Annotated in this window: 17 protein-coding genes; 11 read left to right on the forward strand and 6 right to left on the reverse strand. The window is 65.6% G+C overall.

Going from position 1 to position 19,782, the window contains the following annotated elements:
- Positions 1-105 precede the first annotated feature (105 nt).
- From OIN59_RS14110 to OIN59_RS14125, 4 genes are all read left to right on the forward strand, one after another.
- Positions 106-2,367, forward strand: a complete 2,262-nt coding sequence (locus OIN59_RS14110) for a protein-disulfide reductase DsbD family protein (RefSeq protein WP_274111355.1) — start codon at positions 106-108, stop codon at positions 2,365-2,367.
- Positions 2,368-2,413: 46 nt separating this feature from the next.
- Positions 2,414-3,022 carry a thioredoxin family protein gene (locus OIN59_RS14115; protein ID WP_274111357.1) on the forward strand — a complete coding sequence of 203 codons (609 nt, stop codon included), beginning with the start codon at positions 2,414-2,416 and terminating at the stop codon, positions 3,020-3,022.
- An 808-nt stretch (positions 3,023-3,830) separates the two neighbouring features.
- Complete coding sequence (locus tag OIN59_RS14120; protein WP_274111359.1) at positions 3,831-4,346, forward strand: CoA-binding protein; 516 nt, start codon at positions 3,831-3,833, stop codon at positions 4,344-4,346.
- Positions 4,347-4,407: 61 nt separating this feature from the next.
- On the forward strand, positions 4,408-5,730 hold the full coding sequence (locus tag OIN59_RS14125; RefSeq protein WP_274111361.1) for an O-acetylhomoserine aminocarboxypropyltransferase/cysteine synthase family protein: 1,323 nt from the start codon (positions 4,408-4,410) through the stop codon (positions 5,728-5,730).
- A gap of 12 nt (positions 5,731-5,742) precedes the next feature.
- Here OIN59_RS14125 and OIN59_RS14130 read toward each other — a convergent pair whose 3' ends face one another.
- Complete coding sequence (locus OIN59_RS14130; RefSeq protein ID WP_274111363.1) at positions 5,743-6,552, reverse strand: IclR family transcriptional regulator; 810 nt, start codon at positions 6,550-6,552, stop codon at positions 5,743-5,745.
- Positions 6,553-6,695: 143 nt separating this feature from the next.
- On the opposite strand from OIN59_RS14130, the gene OIN59_RS14135 reads away from it, so the two are divergent.
- The 4 genes from OIN59_RS14135 to OIN59_RS14150 all read left to right on the forward strand — a co-directional run bounded on the left by OIN59_RS14135 (position 6,696) and on the right by OIN59_RS14150 (position 10,680).
- Positions 6,696-7,655, forward strand: a complete 960-nt coding sequence (locus OIN59_RS14135) for an MBL fold metallo-hydrolase (protein ID WP_274111365.1) — start codon at positions 6,696-6,698, stop codon at positions 7,653-7,655.
- A gap of 26 nt (positions 7,656-7,681) precedes the next feature.
- Positions 7,682-9,334, forward strand: a complete 1,653-nt coding sequence (locus OIN59_RS14140) for an FAD-dependent oxidoreductase (protein ID WP_274111367.1) — start codon at positions 7,682-7,684, stop codon at positions 9,332-9,334.
- Positions 9,335-9,360: 26 nt separating this feature from the next.
- Positions 9,361-9,618 carry a DUF2783 domain-containing protein gene (locus OIN59_RS14145; RefSeq protein ID WP_274111369.1) on the forward strand — a complete coding sequence of 86 codons (258 nt, stop codon included), beginning with the start codon at positions 9,361-9,363 and terminating at the stop codon, positions 9,616-9,618.
- Between the two features lie 93 nt (positions 9,619-9,711).
- Entirely contained in the window at positions 9,712-10,680 is a 969-nt protein-coding gene (locus OIN59_RS14150) for a Bug family tripartite tricarboxylate transporter substrate binding protein (RefSeq protein WP_274111371.1), read from the forward strand.
- 118 nt (positions 10,681-10,798) lie between these two features.
- Here the strand turns inward: OIN59_RS14150 and OIN59_RS14155 are convergent, their stop codons facing one another.
- Both OIN59_RS14155 and OIN59_RS14160 read right to left on the reverse strand, forming a co-directional pair.
- Positions 10,799-11,341 (reverse strand): DUF2062 domain-containing protein, encoded by a 543-nt coding sequence (locus OIN59_RS14155; RefSeq protein ID WP_274111373.1) that lies wholly within the window; start codon positions 11,339-11,341, stop codon positions 10,799-10,801.
- Positions 11,342-11,358: 17 nt separating this feature from the next.
- Complete coding sequence (locus OIN59_RS14160) at positions 11,359-12,339, reverse strand: TerC family protein (RefSeq protein ID WP_274111374.1); 981 nt, start codon at positions 12,337-12,339, stop codon at positions 11,359-11,361.
- Between the two features lie 156 nt (positions 12,340-12,495).
- Between OIN59_RS14160 and OIN59_RS14165 the strand changes: the two genes are divergently transcribed.
- Entirely contained in the window at positions 12,496-13,398 is a 903-nt protein-coding gene (locus tag OIN59_RS14165) for a LysR family transcriptional regulator (RefSeq protein ID WP_274111376.1), read from the forward strand.
- Positions 13,399-13,449: 51 nt separating this feature from the next.
- Here the strand turns inward: OIN59_RS14165 and OIN59_RS14170 are convergent, their stop codons facing one another.
- Together OIN59_RS14170 and OIN59_RS14175 are read right to left on the reverse strand one after the other, a co-directional pair.
- Entirely contained in the window at positions 13,450-14,784 is a 1,335-nt protein-coding gene (locus OIN59_RS14170) for a sulfatase family protein (protein ID WP_274111379.1), read from the reverse strand.
- A 145-nt stretch (positions 14,785-14,929) separates the two neighbouring features.
- A complete protein-coding gene (locus OIN59_RS14175; protein ID WP_274111381.1) occupies positions 14,930-15,883 on the reverse strand; it encodes a tripartite tricarboxylate transporter substrate-binding protein in 954 nt (317 codons plus the stop codon).
- Between the two features lie 121 nt (positions 15,884-16,004).
- Between OIN59_RS14175 and OIN59_RS14180 the strand changes: the two genes are divergently transcribed.
- A complete protein-coding gene (locus OIN59_RS14180; protein WP_274111383.1) occupies positions 16,005-16,556 on the forward strand; it encodes a MarR family winged helix-turn-helix transcriptional regulator in 552 nt (183 codons plus the stop codon).
- Between the two features lie 134 nt (positions 16,557-16,690).
- Complete coding sequence (locus OIN59_RS14185; protein WP_274111385.1) at positions 16,691-18,274, forward strand: MFS transporter; 1,584 nt, start codon at positions 16,691-16,693, stop codon at positions 18,272-18,274.
- Positions 18,275-18,521: 247 nt separating this feature from the next.
- On the opposite strand, the gene OIN59_RS14190 is transcribed toward OIN59_RS14185, so the two are convergent.
- Positions 18,522-19,532, reverse strand: coding sequence for an acyltransferase family protein (locus tag OIN59_RS14190; protein WP_274111387.1), 1,011 nt, complete (start codon positions 19,530-19,532; stop codon positions 18,522-18,524).
- Between the last annotated feature and the right edge of the window lie 250 nt (positions 19,533-19,782).

Below are 19,782 nucleotides of genomic sequence, written 5' to 3' on the forward strand. Positions count from 1 at the left end.
GGCGGGACGTTCTGGGCGAATCTCCCGCCAGCCAGCCCCATCGCCCCGCAGGCAGAGCGCAGGGCGCCGGAACCAAACCCGCCCCGCCCGCTCCCACACTGCACCATGCCTTCACGCCTGCTCCACCGCCTCGCAGCCACTCTCTTTTTTATAGCTGCCAGCGCTTTATGGACGGGCGCCAGTGCCCAATTTGGCACAAAAACCAGCGGACAAGGCACCAGCGTGGTCACCACGCCCTATGTGCGCGCCGAGCTGCTGGCCCATGCGCCGCAGGGTGTGGCACCCGGCCAGCCGCTGTGGCTGGGCCTGCAAATCACCCACCAGCCCGAGTGGCACACCTACTGGAAGAACCCTGGCGACTCCGGCCTGCCCACCGACCTGGCCTGGACGCTGCCCGCCGGGCTGGACACAGGCGAGATCGCCTGGCCCCTGCCCAAGAAGATTCCCATCGGCACACTGGCCAACTATGGCTATGAAGGCACGGTGCTGCTGCCCGTGCCTGTCACCGTGGCCAGCACCTTCGCCCCCGGCCCGCTGGCCAAGGACGCCACCATCAAGCTGCGAGCAGCGTGGCTGGTGTGCCGCAAGGAGTGCATTCCTGAAGAAGGCGAATTCACGCTGCAGTTGCCCATCCAGAGCACCACGGCACTGAACGGCGCTGCCTTTGAGGCAGCCGCCAAGGCACAACCCCGCCCCGTGCTGGCGGGCACCACCGGCATCGTGCCGGACAGCCAGGCGCAGATTGCGCAGGACGGCAACCTGCTGAACGTCAGCGTGCAGGGCCTGCCCGTGGCGCTGCGCGGCAAAACGCTGGACCTGTTCCCCGAAACCGCCGAGGTCATCGACAACGCCGCCAGCTGGAAGCAGGCCTGGAACGGCAGCGTGTGGACCGCGCAGATTCCCCTGTCCGCCCAACGCAGCGCCAGCCCCAGCCTGATGCCTGTGGTGCTGGCCGAGCAGTCGACCGCGCACGCCACCGGCCCCGATACACGCACCGGCTACCGCGCCGAGCTGAAGGTGTTGGGTACCTGGCAGCAAGCGGCATCGGTGGCCAGCGTGTCGCCCGCGCTGGAGGCTGCGCTGAAGGCCAATGCAGCCAACTCGGCGCAGGCGGGCGGAGCGGCTACATCGGCTGCAGGCTCTGGCGCCTCGTCCCTCACCCTCACTGCCGCGTTGCTGGGCGCCTTGCTCGGCGGCCTCATCCTCAACCTCATGCCCTGCGTGTTCCCGGTGCTGGCGATCAAGGTGGTGGGCTTCACCCAGCACGCGCAAGACCGTCGCGCCCACCGGCTCAGTGGCATCGCCTACACGGTGGGCGTGGTGCTGTCGTTCATGCTGCTCGGCGCACTCATGCTGGGCCTGCGCGCGGCGGGCGAGGCGATTGGCTGGGGCTTTCAGTTGCAGTCGCCTGCCGTGGTGGCATCGCTGGCAGCGCTGTTCACGCTGATTGCGCTCAACCTGGCGGGCGTGTTCGAGTTCGGGCATTTCCTGCCCTCCTCCGTCGCCAGCCTGCAGGCGCGCCACCCAGTGGCCGACAGCTTCTTGACCGGCGTGCTGGCCGTGGCCGTGGCGTCGCCCTGTACCGCACCGTTCATGGGCGCCTCCATGGGCCTCACGGCCACCCTGCCCACCCCGCAGGCGCTGGCCGTGTTTGCGGCCCTGGGCCTGGGCCTGGCGCTACCGTTCCTGGCCGCGAGTTTTATCCCCGCCGTGGCCCGCGCGCTGCCACGCCCCGGCGCGTGGATGGACACCTTCCGCAAGCTCATGGCCTTCCCCATGTTCGCCACCGTGGTCTGGCTGGTGTGGGTGCTGGGCCAGCAAAGCGGCATCGACGGCGCGGGTGCGCTGCTGATCCTGCTGGTGGGGCTGTCGCTGGTGGTATGGGCCCTGTCGCTGGCCGGGCGTGCGCGGGTGTGGATGGCCACGGTATCCATCGCGGCCATGGCGCTGCTGGTCTGGGCCTTTGCGCCCCACATCACCCACATTCCCACCGCGCAGGCCGCCACGCCATCTCCGCAGGCTTCAGCCACCGGCTGGCAGCCCTGGGCGCCCGGCGCGGCCGAGCAGATCGTGGCAGGGGGCCGCCCCGTGTTTGTGGACTTCACCGCCGCCTGGTGCGTGACCTGCCAGTACAACAAGAAAACGACGCTGGCCGACGCCGACGTGCTGGCCGACCTGCAAGCCAAGAACGTCGCCCTGCTGCGCGCCGACTGGACGCGCCGCGACCCCGCCATCACCGCAGCCCTGGCCGCGCTGGGCCGCAGCGGCGTGCCCGTGTACGTGTTCTACCGCCCCGGCAAACCGCCCGTAGTGCTGACCGAGGTGCTCAGCGTGGACGAGGTGCGCGCCACCATCGCCCAGCTGTAGCCCTCCCTGCTTTCGACCACCCGCCAACCCTTCAGGAGACCCTGCCATGAAGCTGCTTCGCCGTACGTTGATCGCCACCGCCGCCCTGGTCGCCCTGGGCTCCCAGGCCGCCGCCACCGTGGGCCAGCCCGCGCCCGATTTCACACTCAAGGACACGTCGGGCAAAACCGTGCGCCTGTCAGACTTCAAAGGCAAACACGTGGTGCTGGAATGGACCAACCCCGGCTGCCCCTTTGTGCGCAAACACTACGACAGCGGCAACATGCCCGCCACGCAGAAAGATGCCACCGGCAAAGGCGTGGTGTGGCTGTCCATCAACTCCACCGAAAAAGCCAGCAGCGACTACCTGGAGCCCGCCAAGCTCGCGGCCTGGAAGACCGAGCGCAAGGCCGCCCCCACCGCCGTGCTGATGGACGAGGAAGGCACCGTGGGCAAGAGCTACGGCGCGCGCACCACACCGCACATGTACATCGTCAACCCGCAGGGCATGCTGGTGTACGCAGGCGGCATCGACAGCATCCCCTCGGCCCGCCCGGCAGACATCGAGAAAGCCACCAACTATGTGAAGGTGGGGCTGGCGGAGGCACTGGCGGGCAAGCCGATTTCGGCGGCGACGACGGCGCCGTACGGGTGCAGCATCAAGTACAAGTCCTGAGCTAGAAATTGCGTCGCCGCCCACACTCCATGCAGTGCGCGGCGGCACTGTTGTGCATTGGCAGGCACCACTAAGATGCGGGCATGCAATGCCAACAATGTGGGCGTCCGCTCGCCAACCCGACCGCCATCTGCACGGCCTGCGACCAGGAGCTGTCCGCACCCAGCCATCTGGATGTAGGCACCCCCATCGGCGAGGGGCGTTACCGCTGCCCTGCATGTAGCGGTTCCTTCGATCGGTGGACTACAAGCCTCTTGCCACGCAACGCCCGCTGGTACACGCCCCAATACGATGTACCAACGTGCCCCTTGTGCAAGGAGACCCTGCAATGGAAGCGCGATCCTGAACCCGCACAACTCCCATCAGGACTTCAGGGCATCGCCATAGGCATGACCTGGGCACTCTACGTCACCATTCCCACGCCACTTTTGCAGTGGATCAAAGAACATATGGGCAAATGGTTTGCCGTCCTGATCCCGCTGTTGCTGCTAGCAATGTTTGTCATCGCAGTGCGTCCCACCATACAGGGCCCAGGGCGCGGTACCGGTCACTTCGTACTGGCGCAGCCCCAACCCTTCCAGAAGCACAAATTTTGGGCGCTCTCGATCATCGGAGTAGCCATCATGGCCAGCATCCGGACCGCCCCGCAGGCGGCCCAGCTCCCCCTGTGGTGCGCCTGGCTCGGGTTGGCTGCAGCAGGCTGCCTGACCGCCGTTGTGTGGCGGCGCTCGGTGGAGCGGCACAAGCGCTTGTACACGCCGGACCCTGCAGCCCCGTCCCCCACCCGCCTTCCGTAGCCCATCGCCCCATGCTCCACACCCCCGACACCATCAGCACCCTGCGCCACCTGCTCACCACCTGCCGCACCATCGCGGTGGTGGGCCTTTCACCGCAGTGGCACCGCCCCAGCTACTTCGCGGCCAAGTACATGCAGGCGCATGGCTACCGCATCGTGCCGGTCAACCCGCTGGTGGCGCGCGAGGGCGGGCAGATCCTGGGCGAGACGGCGTACGCCAGCGTGACAGAGGCGGCCGCCGCGCTGGCGGCGCAGGGGCAGAAGATCGACATGGTGGACTGCTTTCGCAAGAGCGAGGACATCCCCCCGCTGGCCGAGGAGGCCATCGCCATCGGCGCCCAATGCCTGTGGCTGCAGCTGGGCGTGTTCAACGAAGCGGCAGGCCAGCGCGCCGAAGCGGCTGGCCTGCAGGTGATCCAGAACCGCTGCGTGAAGATCGAACACGCGCGGCTGTTTGGGGGGCTGGGCTGGATGGGCGTGAACACGCGCGTGATCAGCGCCAAGCGCTTGCGGCAGCTGCCTTACTAGCAATTTGATAGCTTCAACCGCTTACCCATCGCGCGCAAACGGCCTTTTTTATTCATAAACCATGTCTTCCAACCCACCCTCCGGCGCCGACCGCGCCTTTGGCTTTGGCACCCGCGCCATTCACGCCGGTGCCCAGCCCGACCCGGTGACCGGCGCGCGCGCCACGCCCATCCACCAGACGACCAGCTTTGTGTTCGACAACGCGGAGCACGCCAGCAGCCTGTTCAACTTGCAGACCTTTGGCAACGTCTACAGCCGCATCAGCAACCCCACGGTGGCGGTGTTCGAGGAGCGCATCGCCAGCCTTGAAAACGGCCGCGCGGCCCTGGCCTGTGCCAGCGGCATGGCCGCGCAGATGGCAGCGCTGCTAGCCATCCTCAAAACGGGTGACCACATCGTGGCAGCCAGCACACTGTATGGCGGCACGGTGGGGCAGCTGGGCGTGGGCTTCTCTCGCCTGGGCATCGAGACCACATTCGTGGACCCGGCCGACCCCGCAAACTTTGCGCGCGCCATGCGCCCCAACACCCGCGCCGTGTATGGCGAAACCATCGGCAACCCGCTGGTCAACGTGCTCGACATCGCCGCCGTGGCCGAGGTGGCGCATGCGCATGGCGTGCCGCTCGTCATCGACAACACGGTGGCCAGCCCCTACCTGTGCAACCCGTTGGCACTGGGCGCCGACATCGTGGTGCACAGCGCCACCAAGTACATCGGCGGGCACGGCACGACCATGGGCGGCGTGGTGGTGGAGGGGGGCAAGTTTCCTTGGGACAACGGCAAGTTCCCCGAAATGGTCGAGCCCAGCCGCGCGTACCACGGCGTGAAGTTCTACGAGACCTTTGGCGACTTTGGCTACACGATGAAGGCGCGCATGGAGGTCAACCGCACCTTCGGCGGCGTGCTCTCGCCCATGAACGCGTGGCAGCTGCTGCAGGGCGCTGAAACCCTGCACCTGCGCATGCGCGAGCACTGCCGCAATGCGCTGGCCGTGGCGAAGTTTTTGCAGAGCCACCCGCAGGTGGCGTGGGTCAACTACCCGGGTCTGGCGGATTCGCCGTACTACGAGCTGGCGCAAAAGCAGTTCCGCGCGGTGGACGGGGCGCCGGGCGCCTCGGGCATCCTCACATTTGGCGTGAAGGGCGGCGCAGCCGCCGGGGAGAAGTTCATCGACGCCTGCGAATTCTTAAGCCACCTCGCCAACATCGGCGACGCGAAGACGCTGGTGATCCACCCTGCATCGACCACGCACCGCCAGCTGAGCGAAGAAGAGCTGGCCCGCGCGGGTGTGAGCGCGGACATGGTGCGGCTGTCGGTGGGGATTGAAGACCTTCAAGATATCCTGTGGGACATCGACCAGGCGCTGGGGCGCGCAGCGGGCTGATCGCCCAACAACCTACACGGGGCTGACCGGCGCCCCCAGGCGCTGCGACAAACTCCGCGCCGCCTCGCGCAGGTGCTGCGCTGCCGGGCTGGCCGGCCCGGTCTGCAGCGTGGCGCTGGGGCCGATCACGGCGATGCACAGCACCAGCTGCCCGAACCCATCAAACACCGGCGTGGCCAGCGCGCTGATGCCGGGCAGGAGCTGGTCGGTCACTTCGCTGATCTGGTGCTGGCGCACCGCCTCCAGTTCGGCCGCAAACGCGGGTTCATCCAGGGCCCCCGCAAACCCTTCGGCCGCCAGCGCAGCCGCAGCGCGCTCGTGCGGGCCGAAGGCTGCAAACACCTTGCCCGTGGCCGTGTGCCGCACCGAGGCCGTGGTGCCGTGGCGCATGGCCACATACACGGCGGTGGGGCCTTCCTCCACACGGATGATGGTGGGGCCACTGTCGCCCCAGACCGAGGCCGACACGGTGTAGCCGATGCGCTGGGCCAACGCGGGCAGCTCGGCAATGGCCAGGCGCACCGGGTCCACCTGCTGCAGGCTGATCAGGCCCAGCTGCATGGCCAAGGGGCCTAGGCCGTAGTGGCCGCTCACGGCGTCTTGCTCAATGAGGCCCAGCTTGCCAAAGCTCACCAGGTAGGGGTGGGCCTTGGCGGCCGTCATGTCCGCCGCGCGGGCCAGGTCCTTGAGCGCCATGCGTCGGCCGGTGCGCGCCAGCACCTTCAGCAGCTGGCCACCCACCTCCACGCTCTGAATGCCGCGCGGGCTGCGGGGCGTGTCTTCGTCATCGGCGGGGGGCAGGTCGGGGATCGTGGTGGCCATGGGCCCGATTGTCCACGCCCGGCGACAAGGTCAGCCCCCTCGGGTTTTCACCTAAACAAATGAGTTAGACATGAACAAATTTCTTGCCTAACATCAACACATTCCGTTTAGATAAACGCATTCACCATTAACAAATCACCACCATGAGCACCGTCAAAACCTTTGCCTCCGCCGCCGATCTCGAAGTGAAGAAGGTGAGCTTCGACAAGCTCTCCGACCACGCCTACGCCTACACGGCCGAAGGCGACCCCAACACAGGCATCATCATTGGCGACGACGCGGTGATGGTCATCGACACCCAGGCCACGCCCGTGATGGCGCAGGACGTGATCCGCCGCATCCGCGAAGTGACGGACAAGCCCATCCAATACGTGCTGCTGTCCCACTACCACGCCGTGCGCGTGCTGGGCGCCAGCGCTTATGGCGCCCAGCACATCATTGCCAGCGAAGACACGCGCGACCTGATCGTGGAGCGCGGCCAGTTCGACAAGGACAGCGAGATCGGCCGCTTTCCGCGCCTGTTCCAGAACGTGGAGAGCGTGCCAGACGGCCTGACCTGGCCGACCATGACCTTCAACAAGAAGATGACCCTGTGGCTGGGCAGCGTGGAAGTGCAGATCCTGCAACTGGGCCGGGGCCACACCAAGGGCGACACGGTGGCCTGGCTGCCGCAAGAAAAGATCCTGTTCAGCGGCGACCTGGTGGAGTTCGACGCCACGCCGTATGCGGGCGATGCGTACTTCAAGGACTGGCCGCAGACGCTGGACAACCTGGCCGCCTTGAAGCCAGAGAAGCTGGTACCCGGCCGGGGCGCCGCGCTGCAGACACCCGAGCAGGTGCAGGCCGGCCTCGCTGGTACACGTGCCTTCATCAGCGACCTGTACGACAGCGTGAAGGCCAGCGCTGCGCAAGGCGAAGACTTGCGCAAGGTGTACGAGGCCACCTTCGCGAAGCTGCAGCCGAAGTACGGCCACTGGGTGATCTTCAACCACTGCATGCCGTTTGACGTGACCCGCGCGTACGACGAGGCCACGCAGTACCCCGACCCGCGCATCTGGACTGCCGAGCGCGACGTGCAGATGTGGAAATCGCTGGAAGGCTGAGCCACTGAGGCTGGAGGAGACAAAAAATGAACCCCAGAGACATCCCCCCGGAGGCCTTCCACGCGAGTGGCGCCGAGGTGCAGGCACTCGATTTCGGCTACGTGCGCTCGCCCGACCAGGACCGCGCCACGCCCGCACAGCACCCCATCGTGGTCATCGGCGCGGGCCCCGTGGGCCTGTCGCTCGCCATCGACCTGGCCCAGCGCGGGCAGCGCGTGGTGGTGCTGGACAACGACCACAAGCTCTCCATCGGCTCGCGCGCCATCTGTTTTGCCAAGCGCACGCTGGAGATCTGGGACCGCCTGGGCGTGGGCCAGCCCATGGTGGCCAAGGGCGTTTCGTGGAACCTGGGCAAGGTGTTCCTCAAAGACGAGCAGTTGTACGAATTCAACCTGCTGCCCGAAGAGGGCCACGAGCGCCCTGCTTTCATCAACCTGCAGCAGTATTACGCCGAGGCCTACTTGGTAGAGCGCGCGCTGCAGTTGCCGGGCATCGACATCCGCTGGCACAACAAGGTCACTGCGGTGCAAAGCCGCGCGGACGGCGCACTGCTCACCATCGACACGCCCGAGGGCGCCTACCAGGTCGACGCGCAATGGCTGGTGGCCTGCGACGGTGCACGCTCGCCCACGCGGCAGATGCTGGGGCGGGAGAGCAAGGGCCGCATTTTTCAGGACCGCTTCTTGATTGCCGATGTGAAGCTGGCGGGCGATGCGGACTTTCCGACCGAGCGCTGGTTCTGGTTTGACCCGCCCTTTCACCCCAACCAGAGCGTGCTGCTGCACCGCCAGCCCGACAACGTGTGGCGCATCGACTTTCAGCTGGGCTGGGACGCCGACCCCGAGGAAGAAAAAAAACCCGAGAACATCATCCCGCGCGTGAAGGCGCTGCTGGGTGCGGATGCGCAGTTCGAGCTGGACTGGGCCAGCGTCTACACCTTTGCCTGCCTGCGCATGGACCAGTTCGTGCACGGCCGCGTGGTGTTTGCGGGCGACAGCGCCCACGGCGTCTCGCCCTTTGGCGCACGCGGCGCCAACAGCGGCGTGCAGGATGCCGAGAACCTGGCCTGGAAGCTGGACTGGGTGCTCCGGGGCCGCGCCAGCCCCGCGCTGGTGACCACCTACGGCCCCGAGCGTGAATACGCGGCCGACGAGAACCTGTGCAACTCCACGCGCGCCACCGACTTCATCACGCCCAAAAGCGAGGTGAGCCGCCTGTTCCGCGACGCGGCGCTGCACCTGGCGCGCGAACATGCGTTTGCGCGGCGCATCGTGAACAGCGGGCGCCTGTCGGTACCTGCCACGCTGCATACATCGCCGCTGAACACACCCGATAGCGACAAATTTGTGGGCACGCAGGTGCCCGGCGCGGTGCTGCTGGACGCCCCCTTGACGAAGCAGGGCCAGCCCACCTGGCTGCTGCGCGAGCTGGGGCCGGACTTCACGCTGCTGGTGTTTGGCCCGGCTCCGGCATGGGCCCATGACCTGCCCGGCGTGAAGGTGCTGCAGATCGGCATCGACGTGATCGACCACCAGGCGCTGGCCGCCCAGCGGCTGGATGCGCTGCCGCGCACCGTGTACCTGGTGCGACCCGACCAGCATGTGTGCGCACGCTGGCGCACGCCCACCGAAGCGGCTGTGCGCAGCGCACTGGCCCGTGCCACGGCCGCAGCCGTCTGACCAGGAAGACGACAAGGAACACGCCCATGCTGAACACCCAACCGAACCTACAGGCCTGCGACGACTTTTACGAAGCGCTGATTGCAGCGCACCAGGGCCTATCCACCCCCGAGAGCCACGCCATGAACGCACGCCTGGTGCTGCTGCTGGCCAACCACATCGGTGAGCAGGCCACGCTGCAGCACGCGCTGCAACTGGCGCGCGGCAGTGCCGTGCCCACAGCCGACCGGCGCACCACCCCGGCCATCACGCCCGTGGTGCCCACCCACGCGGTGGCGGCCTAGCCTACACACCATCCACCTTGTGCCCCAGCACCGCGCAGACGGTGCAGGGCCCAACTCGCCTTGAACTTTGACCACCACGGAGACAACACCACCATGCAGCGCAAACATTTCCTCGCCACCCTCGCGGGCCTGGCCCTTGCCACCACCCTCCCCCTGGCCCACGCCCAGGACTCCAAGCCGCTCGAATGGGTGGTGGGCTACGCCGCTGGCGGCGGCTCGGACATCGTGGCGCGCACGATTGCCGAATCGATGTCGGCCACGCTGGGCCGCCCCATCGTCATCAACAACAAGCCCGGTGCGGGCACCAACATTGCCGCCGAATACAGCGCACGCCACAAGGACTACGGCAACCTGATGTTCTCGGCCGACTTCGCCACGCTGGCGGCCAACCCGTCACTGTTCAGCAAGCTCAGCTACAACGCCGAAAAGGACTTTCAGCCTGTGGGCCTGTTGGTGCGGTTCCCCATGTTCCTGGTGGTGTCCAACAGCGTACCGGCCAAGAACCTCAAGGAGTTCATGGCCTGGGCCAAGGGCCAGCCGGATGGTGTGAACTGGGCGTCCGCCGGGCCGGGCAGCCCGCACCACCTGGTGGGCGAACTGTTCCGCGAGCAAAGCGGGCTCAAGCTCACCCATGTGCCCTACCGGGGTGCGGCACCGGCCATCCAGGATGTGATCGGCGGCCAAGTGCCCGCGATGTGGATCGACAGCGCCACGGTGTACCCGTTCCTCGCGGGCAACAAGGTGCGTGCCATCGGCGTCGCCAGCCCTCAGCGCGTGAGCACCATGCCCGATGTGCCCACGATTTCCGAGCAAGGGCTGCAAGGGTTTGAAGGCTTTGCGTGGCAAGGGCTGGTCGTGCCCACGGGCGCATCAGCCGATGTGGTGGCCAACTTCAGCAAGGCGCTGCAGACGGCCCTGGCAGACACGCGCACCAAGGCTCGCCTGCAGGCCCTGGGCGTGGAGCCCATGCCCGGCACGGCCGCCCAGATGGGCAGCTTTGCGCGCACCGAGCGGGAGAAGTGGGGCCGCGTCATTACCAAGGTGGGCGTAAAACTCGACTAACCCCCTGAGCGGCTGCGCCGCATCCCCCTGCAGGGGGACGCCACCCGTGGCCTGGCAAAGCCAGCTCCACGGTGGCGCTGGCTTGCGCCGCGCCCACATTGCGCGCCGAATATGGCGCTCAGCGGCTGCGCGCCAGCCGCCGTTTGCGGTGCAGGGCTGGTGCCAGCCACAGCAGCTGCACCGTCGCATAGCCCAACGCTGCCAGCAGCAGCCCCAGGGTGGGCAGGCCGATCAGCAACGGCGTGCCCAGCGCCTGCATCCAGGTGCCCAGGGCCTGCACCGTGAATTCACCGCCCGGCGCCACGCTGCTCCAGGCGGGCAGCGTCTGCGCGCCGGGCATCACGAGCGCCCCCAGGTAAAAGGCCATCACATACAGCGGCACCGTGGTGAGCGGGTTGGTATAGAACGTGGCCACGCCGCCGGCCACCACGTTGCCGCGCAGCCAGGCGCACACCAGCAGCGTGCCCGGGATCTGCAGCGGCCCGGGGATCAGTCCGCAGAACATGCCGGCCGCCACCCCACGCGCCAGGGGTTGGCGCTGAAAGCGGAACAGGGCCCGCTGCTCCAGCCAGGGCTGAAACTGCGCCAGCCAGCTGCGGTCCAGAAGCTGGCGGGCCCTGGGCTCCAGAGCGCGCAGCCAGCGGCGCAGGGAACACAACATGGAGGTGACCACAGAACTCAGTCCTTGCGCGGCAGGGCCGGAGCGCCGTGGGCGCTTTCGCCCGAGTTGCGCAGCGACAGGAAGATGGACCCGGCGATCAGCGTGGCCGTGACCAGCAGCGCATAGCCAATCGGAATCTTCACAAAGTCGATGATCAGCATCTTGCCGCCGATGAAGACCAGCACCAGTGCCAGGCCGTAGGCCAGCAGATGAAAGCGGTCTGCCAGGTCAGCCAGCAGGAAGTACAGCGCACGCAGGCCCAGGATGGCGAAGATGTTGGCCGTGAGCACGATGAACGGGTCGCTGGTGATCGCAAAGATGGCCGGGATGCTGTCCACCGCAAAGATGATGTCGGTGGTGCCGATCAGGATCAACACCACGAACAGCGGGGTGTAGTGCTTGACGCCGTTGATCATGGTCGAGAGCTTTTCACCGTCGAACCGGTCGGTGATGCGGATGCGCTGCTTCAGGACCCTGAGTACCGGGTTGGTGGCGATGTCGGGCTCCTGCCCGGCGGCAAACCACATCTTCACGCCCGTGACGACCAGGAACGCACCAAACACATACAGCAGCCAGTGGAAGGTAGCCAGCAGCCAGGCGCCCGCCAGAATGAGCAGCGTGCGCAGCACGATGGCACCGACGATGCCGATGATGAGTGCACGCTTTTGGTACTGCGGCGGCACTGCAAAGTAGCTGAACAGCATCAGAAAGACAAAGATGTTGTCCACCGACAGGCTCTTCTCCACCAAATAGCCGGTGATGAACTGCATGGACACCGCGTTGGCGACCTCGCGCCCCTGGCTGCTGTCCAGGTACCACCACAGCAGCCCCACAAACACAAACGCCAGCGAGAACCACAACAGGCTCCAGCGCACGGCTTCCTTCATCGTGACCTTGTGCGCGCCCTGGCGCTCCATCACCAAGAGGTCGATGCCGATGGCCACGACCACGAAGACGGCAAAAGCCGCCCACATCCACCAGGTACCTATCGTTTCCATGCTTTTTTCTCCGAAAGGGGATTCGCCTCGCCGGGCGTCCACCCGGCAATAGACCCGCACTGTAGGGGCAGCATGGCTTCTTAAAAACCTGTGATATTGGTAGCATAGGTTCGGTTTTTACGAACCAAATCCCCCCCCCCCCCCCGAAAGGCGCCCATGAGCCAGAGCTTCAACTACCGCCACCTTTTCTACTTCTGGGTGGTGGCCAAGGAGGGTGGTATTGCCCGCGCCGCCGAGCGGCTGGACATGGCGGTGCAGACCATCAGCGCCCAGGTGCGCGAGCTGGAAAAGTCGCTGGGCGTGAGCCTGCTGCGCACCGAAGGCCGCAACCTGGTGCTGACCGATGCGGGCGTGGCCGCGCTGCACGAGGCGGACCACATCTTTGCGCTGGGCGAGCTGCTGCCCATGCGCGTGCGCGAGGCCGCCAGCGGCCCCACGATGCGGCTGAACCTGGGCATCTCCGACGGCATTGCCAAGCTGGCGGTGCACCGGCTGCTCACCCCGGTACTGGACGAACCCCACCTGCGCCTGCTGTGCCACGAGGGCGAGTTCCAGCCCTTGCTGGGTGAGCTGGCCCTGCACAAGCTCGACGCGGTGCTGGCCGACCGCGCCGCGCCGCCCAACCCGGCCCTGCGCACCACCAGCCAGTTGCTGGGCACCAGCGCCATCGCCTGGTACGCCCCCCCGCTGTGGGCCGAGGCGGCGGCCCACAACTTCCCGCACAGCCTGACCGTGGTGCCCGTGCTGCTGCCCACCGACCACGCCGCCATGCGCGCGCGCATCGACCACTGGCTGGAGCGCGAACGCATCCGCCCGCACATCGCTGGGGAGTTTGAAGACAGCGCCCTGCTGAGCACCTTTGCTGCCACCGGCATGGGCGTGATGCCTGCGCCGGTGTCGCTGGGCGAGCACCTGGCGCAGACCCATGGCCTGGTGCAGGTGGGCACCACGCCCGACGTGCAGGAGCAGTTCCACCTGATCTACAGCGCCCGCAAGGTGATGCACCCGCTGCTCACGCGGCTGCTGGAGGTAGGCCACGGCGGAACGCTACTCAATTGATAGCTGCTAGCGCTTTACTGATAAGCGCCAGGGGCTAAAACAGCTATAACTTCAGCGTTGAGGAATATCTTTGCTGGAATAGCCCAGGCTGACGGTGGCGTCGTCCGGGATGGCGGGCATCGACGCATTCCACGCCTCCCACGCCGCGCGCATGGCCTGCAGGCGCTGGGGCTCCACGGGCGCGCGGTTGGCACGCTCGCGTTCGTCCTGCGACAGGTTGAACAGGTAATCGTTGCCATCCACGCGCAGGTACTTCCACACACCCTGACGCATGGCACGCTGGCCTCGGTGGTTCATGCGCCAGAACAGCGGGGGCTCATCGTGCACCGAGGCATCGCGCAGCAGCGGCATCAAAGAGCGGCCGTCGAGCGGGTAGTCCGGTGCCGCAGACACGCCAGCAGCGTCGAGCATCGTGGCCGACCAGTCCATGGTCAAACAGGTCTGCGCGCTGATGCCCCCTGGCGCGATGACGGAGGGCCAGTGCGCGATCCACGGCACGCGGATGCCGCCTTCGGTCAGGTCCATCTTGCCGCCCACCAGCGGCCAGTTGTCCGAGAAGCGCTCGCCGCCGTTGTCGCTCGTAAAAACAACCAGCGTGTCGCGCGCCAGGCCCTTGGCCTCCAGCAAGGCCATGAGGCGGCCTATGCCCTCGTCCATGTGGTGGATCATGCGGCGGTAGGTCTCGATGTTGCCGCCGTGCAGGTGGAACAGGTTGCCCTTGACCTCCTGCGCCAGCGCCTCGTCGTCGCGCGTTTCCCACGGCCAGTGGGGGGCTGTGTAGTGCAGGCTCAAGAAGAAGGGGTTGCCCACCTGTGCGCCCGGTGCCATGCGCTCCACGTAGTCGAGCGCGTGGTCGGTGATGAGGTCGGTAAGGTAACCGTCCTGCTGTTTCTCCTCTTCGCCCAGGTACAGGTCGTGTGATCCGTTGGAGCTGCAGTGCGTGAAGTAGTCCACCCCGCCCGACATGGGGCCGAAGAACTCGTCATACCCCGAGCGCAACGGCCCAAACGCGGGCGGATAGCCCAGGTGCCACTTGCCCACCAGCGCCGTGCGGTAGCCCGATGCGCGCAGCAGCGACGGCAGCGTGGGGTGCTCGGGCGGCAGGCCCAGCGTGGTGCTGCCGCGGCTCTTGCTGTTGATGGGTTCTTCGGCGGCGCCGCGCAGGCGGTATTGGTAGCGCGCCGTCATCAGCGCAAAGCGCGTGGGCGAGCACACCGGCGAGTTGGAATAACCCTGCGTGAGCTTGAGGCCGTTCGCCGCCATCTGATCCAGCACCGGCGACACCGGACCAAAAGCCGCGTCGCGCCCGCCGTAGCAGCCCAGGTCGGCATAGCCGAGGTCGTCGGCGACGATGAAGATGATGTTGGGGCGGGGGTGCGTGTTCATCTCTGGAATTCAATGTTATTGACCGTTGGCTGCGACCTGCGCAACTGGCACGGCCCATGCGGGGGGCTGCTAGCAAGGGCCGCCCCGCAGCAAGGCCGCCGTCCCCCTCGGGGGAAGCGGCGAAGCCGCTCAGGGGGGCTTCCTGTCAAGGTTTGAAGCCAGAGCGTTGTACGACCGGCGCCCACTGCGCCCGGTAAGCCTTGAGCATCGCCTCGGTCTGCGCCATGGTCGCCACCACGGGCTCCATCTTGGCGGACTCGAACTTGCGCTGCGTGTCCGGGTCTTTCATCACCTCATGGATCAGCCCGGCCAGGCGCTCGGCCTGGGCCTTGGGCATGCTCATGGGGGCAAAGAAGGTGTTCCAGCCTGTGGCGGCCACATCCAGGCCACCCTCCTTGAAGGTGGAGATCTTGCCGTCCAGCGGGCTGCGCTTGGCGCCCGACACAGCCAGGATGCGGATCTTGCCCGCCTCATGCTGAGGCAGCAGGGTGTCGAAGGTATCGAACGCCACCGGCACCTGGCCGCCCAGCAAGTCGTTCAGCAACGGTGCCGAGCCCCGGTAGCCCACCACCTCGGCGCGCACCTTGGCGGCGTCGCCCACCATCAGGCCAAAAAAGTGGGGCAGGCTGCCCGTGGCGGGCACGCCAAAGTTGGCCTTGTCGGGGTTGGCGCGCAGCCAGGCCATGAGGTGCGACAGCTCCTTCACCGGCACGGCGCTGGCCACGGCCACGCCAAACTCGTAGCTGTTGACATGGCTCACCGGGCGGAAGTCACGCTCGGGGTCATAGCCCGCGTCCGGGAACACCAGAGGCGCCACCAGCATCACGGCGGGGTTAGCCAGCAGCAGGGTGGGCTGGTTGGCGGGCGCGGCCTTCACAGCCTGGGCCGACAGGCGGCCACCGGCGCCGGTCTTGTTCTCCACGATCACCGGCGTGCCGAGTTTGGTGCCCAGCTTGTCGGCCACGATGCGGGCCACACGGTCGGTGGCGCCGCCGGGGGCATAGCCCACCACGATGCGCAGCGGGGTGTCCTGGGCTTGTGCGAGCGAGGCACCAAGTGCCAGCAGGGAGGCCAGTACGGAGGCAAGGGGTTTCCACATGGTGAGGGGCTCCAGGGCAAGAACGAACGAAAAACCAACGTCGGCGAACGCCGGTGGATAGACCCACTGTATTGGCCACACAATCAATTGATCTAATCAATTCTTGCCCGGAAATACCCTGATGCCAGAGCCCGCCCCGGCGCCCAGCCCGCCCGCCCTGCCCGGCCAACGCCTGACGGAGCCACAGGCCGCCAATGACCTGCTGATGTACCGCCTGAACCGCCTGCTGGCCGTGGCGGGCAGTCTGGTGGTGCGGTTGTGCGAAGGCGGCTACGGCATCACCCGGCGCGAATGGGGCCTGCTCATGATGCTGGCGCAGTACCCGGGCATGCCCCCGGCGGAGCTGGCCCAGCGCCTGGGGCTGGACCGCGCCCGCACCTCGCGCGCCATCACCTCGCTACTGTCCAAGAAACTCGTCACGCGCGACGCCATGCCCGGCGACCGGCGCCAGGCCAAGCTGTCGCTGACGCCTGCGGGCCAGGCAGTACACGACGACCTGTTCCCGCAGGTCAAGGCTCTCAACCAGAACCTGCTGGCGGGGCTGGACGCCGAGGCCGTGCACATGCTGGACCAGGCCCTCACCGACATGCAGCAGCGCGCCGAGGGGCTGGTCGCCACCCGCACCGATGTGCCGCGCACCTACCGACTGCGGGGCGGTCGGCATGTGGATTGAGGGGGTTTGCAGCACGGGGCGCCCCCAAACAGAGATCCAGCGATATCCTCAAACCCGCCCTGAGCCACCCGCCCACGGCGCACCCGCGCATCCCCGTCCTACAACGACCCACGCACACCCAACGCCCACATTCCATGTCCCAACACTCGACTTCTTTGTGGAGCCCCCTGCGCCAACCCGCGTTCCGGGGCCTGTGGATTTGTGGCGGCATCTTTTTTGTGGGCAGCGGCATGCAGAGCATGGCGGCGGCCTGGCTCATGGTGGAACTCACGGGTTCGTCGTTTCTGGCCGCTCTGGTGCAGACGGCGGTGTTCATGCCCATGTTTTTGCTGGCCCTGCCCGCCGGGGTGCTGGCCGACACCACCGACCGGCGCCGGTTGATATCGGGCGCGCTGCTGGCGCAGACCGGGGCGTGCGCCTTGCTCACGCTGCTGACGCTGGGGGGCTGGAGCGGCCCGGCGTCGGTGCTCTTCCTCGTGTTCATCTGCGGCTGCTGCACGGCTGTGCTGACGCCCGCCTGGAACTCGTCGGTCATCGACCCGGTGCCGCGTGACGAGTGGCCCCAGGCCATCACCGCCGTGAGCATTGCCTACAACGCAGCGCGCGCCGTGGGGCCAACTATGGCCGGGCTGGTGTTTGCGCAGTTGGGCGCAGGCTGGGTGTTTGCCGTCACGGTGACCACCACGCTGGTGATGTGGGAGTCGATCCGCCGCTGGCCGCCCAAGGCGCACCCACCCTCCAAGCTGCCCGCCGAGCGCCTGTGGGGCGGCACGCTCAGCGGACTGCGGTTTGCCTGGCACTCGCGCATGATCCTGGCACAACTGGTGCGGGTGATGGCGTTCAGCGCGGCGGGCTCGGCCCTGTGGGCGCTGCTGCCTGTGATTGCACAGCGCCAGTTGGGTACGGGCGCGCAGGGCTTTGGCTTGCTAATGGGTTGCCTGGGCACCGGCGCCGTGGCCGTGGGCCTGGTGCTGGGGCGGCTGCGCGCACGCTTTGGACTGGAGGCCATCGTCGGCACCGGTGGTGTGGTGTTTGCTGCGGCCATGCTGGTGGCGGCGCTGACCCACATCGCCTGGGTGGTCTACATCGCCATGCTGTTCGCGGGCGCGGCCTGGATGTCGGCCATGTCCACCTTCAACACCGCCACACAGGCCAGCGCACCACAGTGGGTGCGCTCGCGCGCCGTGGCCATGCACATGGTGGCCGCGCTGGGGGCGTTTGCGATGGGTTCGGCCTTCTGGGGCGCGTCCTCGGACCTGATCGGCCTCATGCCCACACTGTGTGTGGCGGCCGCGCTGATGGGTGCGGGCCTGCTGCTCGCTCGCCCCATGCCCTTGCGCATGGGCGCGCTGCACGAGGTGACCCAGGCCACGCCCTGGGATGAGCTCTTCATCGAAGCCGAGCCCCTGCCCGAGGCCGGCCCCGTGGCCGTGGAGGTGGGCTACCGCATCGCCCCCGGCACCGACGCAGAGTTCCTCGACACCATCAGCCGCATGAAAGCCCCGCGCCGCCGCGACGGCGCCACGTTCTGGCGCATCTACAAAGACCTGGGTGAGCCCTCGCGCTATGTGGAGCGCTTCATCGTCGAGTCCTGGGCCGACTACCTACACCAGCGCGCCCGCGCCACCATGGCCGACCAGGCGCTGGAGACGGAAGTGCGTGCGTTTCTGGCGCCAGGCGAGGTGGTGCGCATGTCGCACTACATTGCAGAGCGGTAGGCCCTCACGCTCCGACGAAGGTTGCGCAAATGGGCCAGGGCAGCCAGCCCTCGCACTGCCGCAGACACATCACCGAGGTTTGGTAGGAGCGTCGGCTTTAGTGCAATGCACCCGGCGCATTCAAGCCATTGCAGCTACCCGAGATTCATGGTTCGCGGCGTTGCGACACATGAACGCGTAAATTCTGCGCCATCAAGAACCGGCCATCAGCAGCTACAGCTGAGCAGCCACAGATAGCCGCAATCGATCAGGCTGGAGCAGAAGACGTTTTGTTTCTCCCCATCTTCATGAAGGGCCGTTCAATCAGACGATAACTGATGTATGCAACGACCACCGTGATAAAAAACGCCAAAAGTGTGCGATGGTATTTGTTTTGAACAAAGCCCATCACCAGCATAAGAATGGGATAGTGAATCAGATAAAAGGAATACGAAATATCAGAAAGTAGCTTGATCGGCCTCGGGTTGCTGTAATTCGAGTTCTTCAATATCAAAAAAAGCGCAGAAACTCCCAAGCCCGTGATAAATATGGGCGTTACTACAACAGGCTCCCAAGACTTGAACAACGCAACTGTAGAAATCAGAAGCGCCAGCAAAGCTGCCTTATCAAATCGTGGCTGCTTCACCGCAATCCATGCCCCAAAAAAGAAGAATGGTAGCTGTGCGATTGCACTATTCTGGACGAAGAAATATTTTTGCCCCGGATCCTGTATTCCAGAAAATACCCGCAGGCTCACCCCGCCAGTGACCCACACACAGGCCAGCAAAACAAAAACAATGGTGTACTTCGATGGCGCCTTAAAAAATCTTGCTGCAATCAAAAAGGCCAGAACATACCAGACAGCCTCAACGGTGAGCGTCCAAGTAACACGCAAAGCATCATACTTCAAATAGGCATCTGGAAAAAAATGCTGGAAAAAAAGCAGGTGGACAACAAGGCTTTTGATATCAAGCGTAGAAAACGCGAGGTTGCCAAAAAAAATGGAAAAAACAAAAAACCAGAACAAATAGGCCGGATATATCCTCAACACCCGATACTTCAAGTAGTCCAGAGCCGAGTGCCGCAGGGCACTTTGAACAATCAAATATCCACTGATGACAAAAAATATCTGAACTCCAAGCCACCCTCCGGAAATACCAAAGTATGGAACAGTGATAATATTCAAAGAATGCAGGTGATTCACAAATACCATGATCACCGCTGCCGCCCTCAACGTTTCAATCGAGTGATTTTTTGATTTTTGATTTTCTTGGATCATTGGATATCAAGAATAAATGACAAACAAACAGAGTCTTTAAAAATTGCACCAATAATGCAACACAAGATTCACCACCGGATTCACGTCCCACCTTCGATAGTAATTTTCAATTCACACCGATTGTCACACGCATTGCCGCATCAATAGCCGGGCAGCAACCAACCATGGGCCCAAGACAGAACTGCTATGAGCGGCCGCTAGGGATGGCCTGCATAACCCCCGCGAGTCGCGAGGTAGTGCAGATCAGGAT

It is taken from the genome of Acidovorax benzenivorans (genome assembly GCF_028680575.1).
GTDB lineage: Bacteria > Pseudomonadota > Gammaproteobacteria > Burkholderiales > Burkholderiaceae_C > Acidovorax > Acidovorax benzenivorans.

Bases quoted from the DNA above. Each gene is read 5' to 3' on its own strand.
- OIN59_RS14110 (WP_274111355.1), top strand. From the start codon at position 106: ATGCCTTCACGCCTGCTCCACCGCCTCGCAGCCACTCTCTTTTTTATA.
- OIN59_RS14115 (WP_274111357.1), top strand. From the start codon at position 2,414: ATGAAGCTGCTTCGCCGTACGTTGATCGCCACCGCCGCCCTGGTCGCC.
- OIN59_RS14120 (WP_274111359.1), top strand. From the start codon at position 3,831: ATGCTCCACACCCCCGACACCATCAGCACCCTGCGCCACCTGCTCACC.
- OIN59_RS14125 (WP_274111361.1), top strand. From the start codon at position 4,408: ATGTCTTCCAACCCACCCTCCGGCGCCGACCGCGCCTTTGGCTTTGGC.
- OIN59_RS14130 (WP_274111363.1), bottom strand. From the start codon at position 6,552: ATGGCCACCACGATCCCCGACCTGCCCCCCGCCGATGACGAAGACACG.
- OIN59_RS14135 (WP_274111365.1), top strand. From the start codon at position 6,696: ATGAGCACCGTCAAAACCTTTGCCTCCGCCGCCGATCTCGAAGTGAAG.
- OIN59_RS14140 (WP_274111367.1), top strand. From the start codon at position 7,682: ATGAACCCCAGAGACATCCCCCCGGAGGCCTTCCACGCGAGTGGCGCC.
- OIN59_RS14145 (WP_274111369.1), top strand. From the start codon at position 9,361: ATGCTGAACACCCAACCGAACCTACAGGCCTGCGACGACTTTTACGAA.
- OIN59_RS14150 (WP_274111371.1), top strand. From the start codon at position 9,712: ATGCAGCGCAAACATTTCCTCGCCACCCTCGCGGGCCTGGCCCTTGCC.
- OIN59_RS14155 (WP_274111373.1), bottom strand. From the start codon at position 11,341: ATGTTGTGTTCCCTGCGCCGCTGGCTGCGCGCTCTGGAGCCCAGGGCC.
- OIN59_RS14160 (WP_274111374.1), bottom strand. From the start codon at position 12,339: ATGGAAACGATAGGTACCTGGTGGATGTGGGCGGCTTTTGCCGTCTTC.
- OIN59_RS14165 (WP_274111376.1), top strand. From the start codon at position 12,496: ATGAGCCAGAGCTTCAACTACCGCCACCTTTTCTACTTCTGGGTGGTG.
- OIN59_RS14170 (WP_274111379.1), bottom strand. From the start codon at position 14,784: ATGAACACGCACCCCCGCCCCAACATCATCTTCATCGTCGCCGACGAC.
- OIN59_RS14175 (WP_274111381.1), bottom strand. From the start codon at position 15,883: ATGTGGAAACCCCTTGCCTCCGTACTGGCCTCCCTGCTGGCACTTGGT.
- OIN59_RS14180 (WP_274111383.1), top strand. From the start codon at position 16,005: ATGCCAGAGCCCGCCCCGGCGCCCAGCCCGCCCGCCCTGCCCGGCCAA.
- OIN59_RS14185 (WP_274111385.1), top strand. From the start codon at position 16,691: ATGTCCCAACACTCGACTTCTTTGTGGAGCCCCCTGCGCCAACCCGCG.
- OIN59_RS14190 (WP_274111387.1), bottom strand. From the start codon at position 19,532: ATGATCCAAGAAAATCAAAAATCAAAAAATCACTCGATTGAAACGTTG.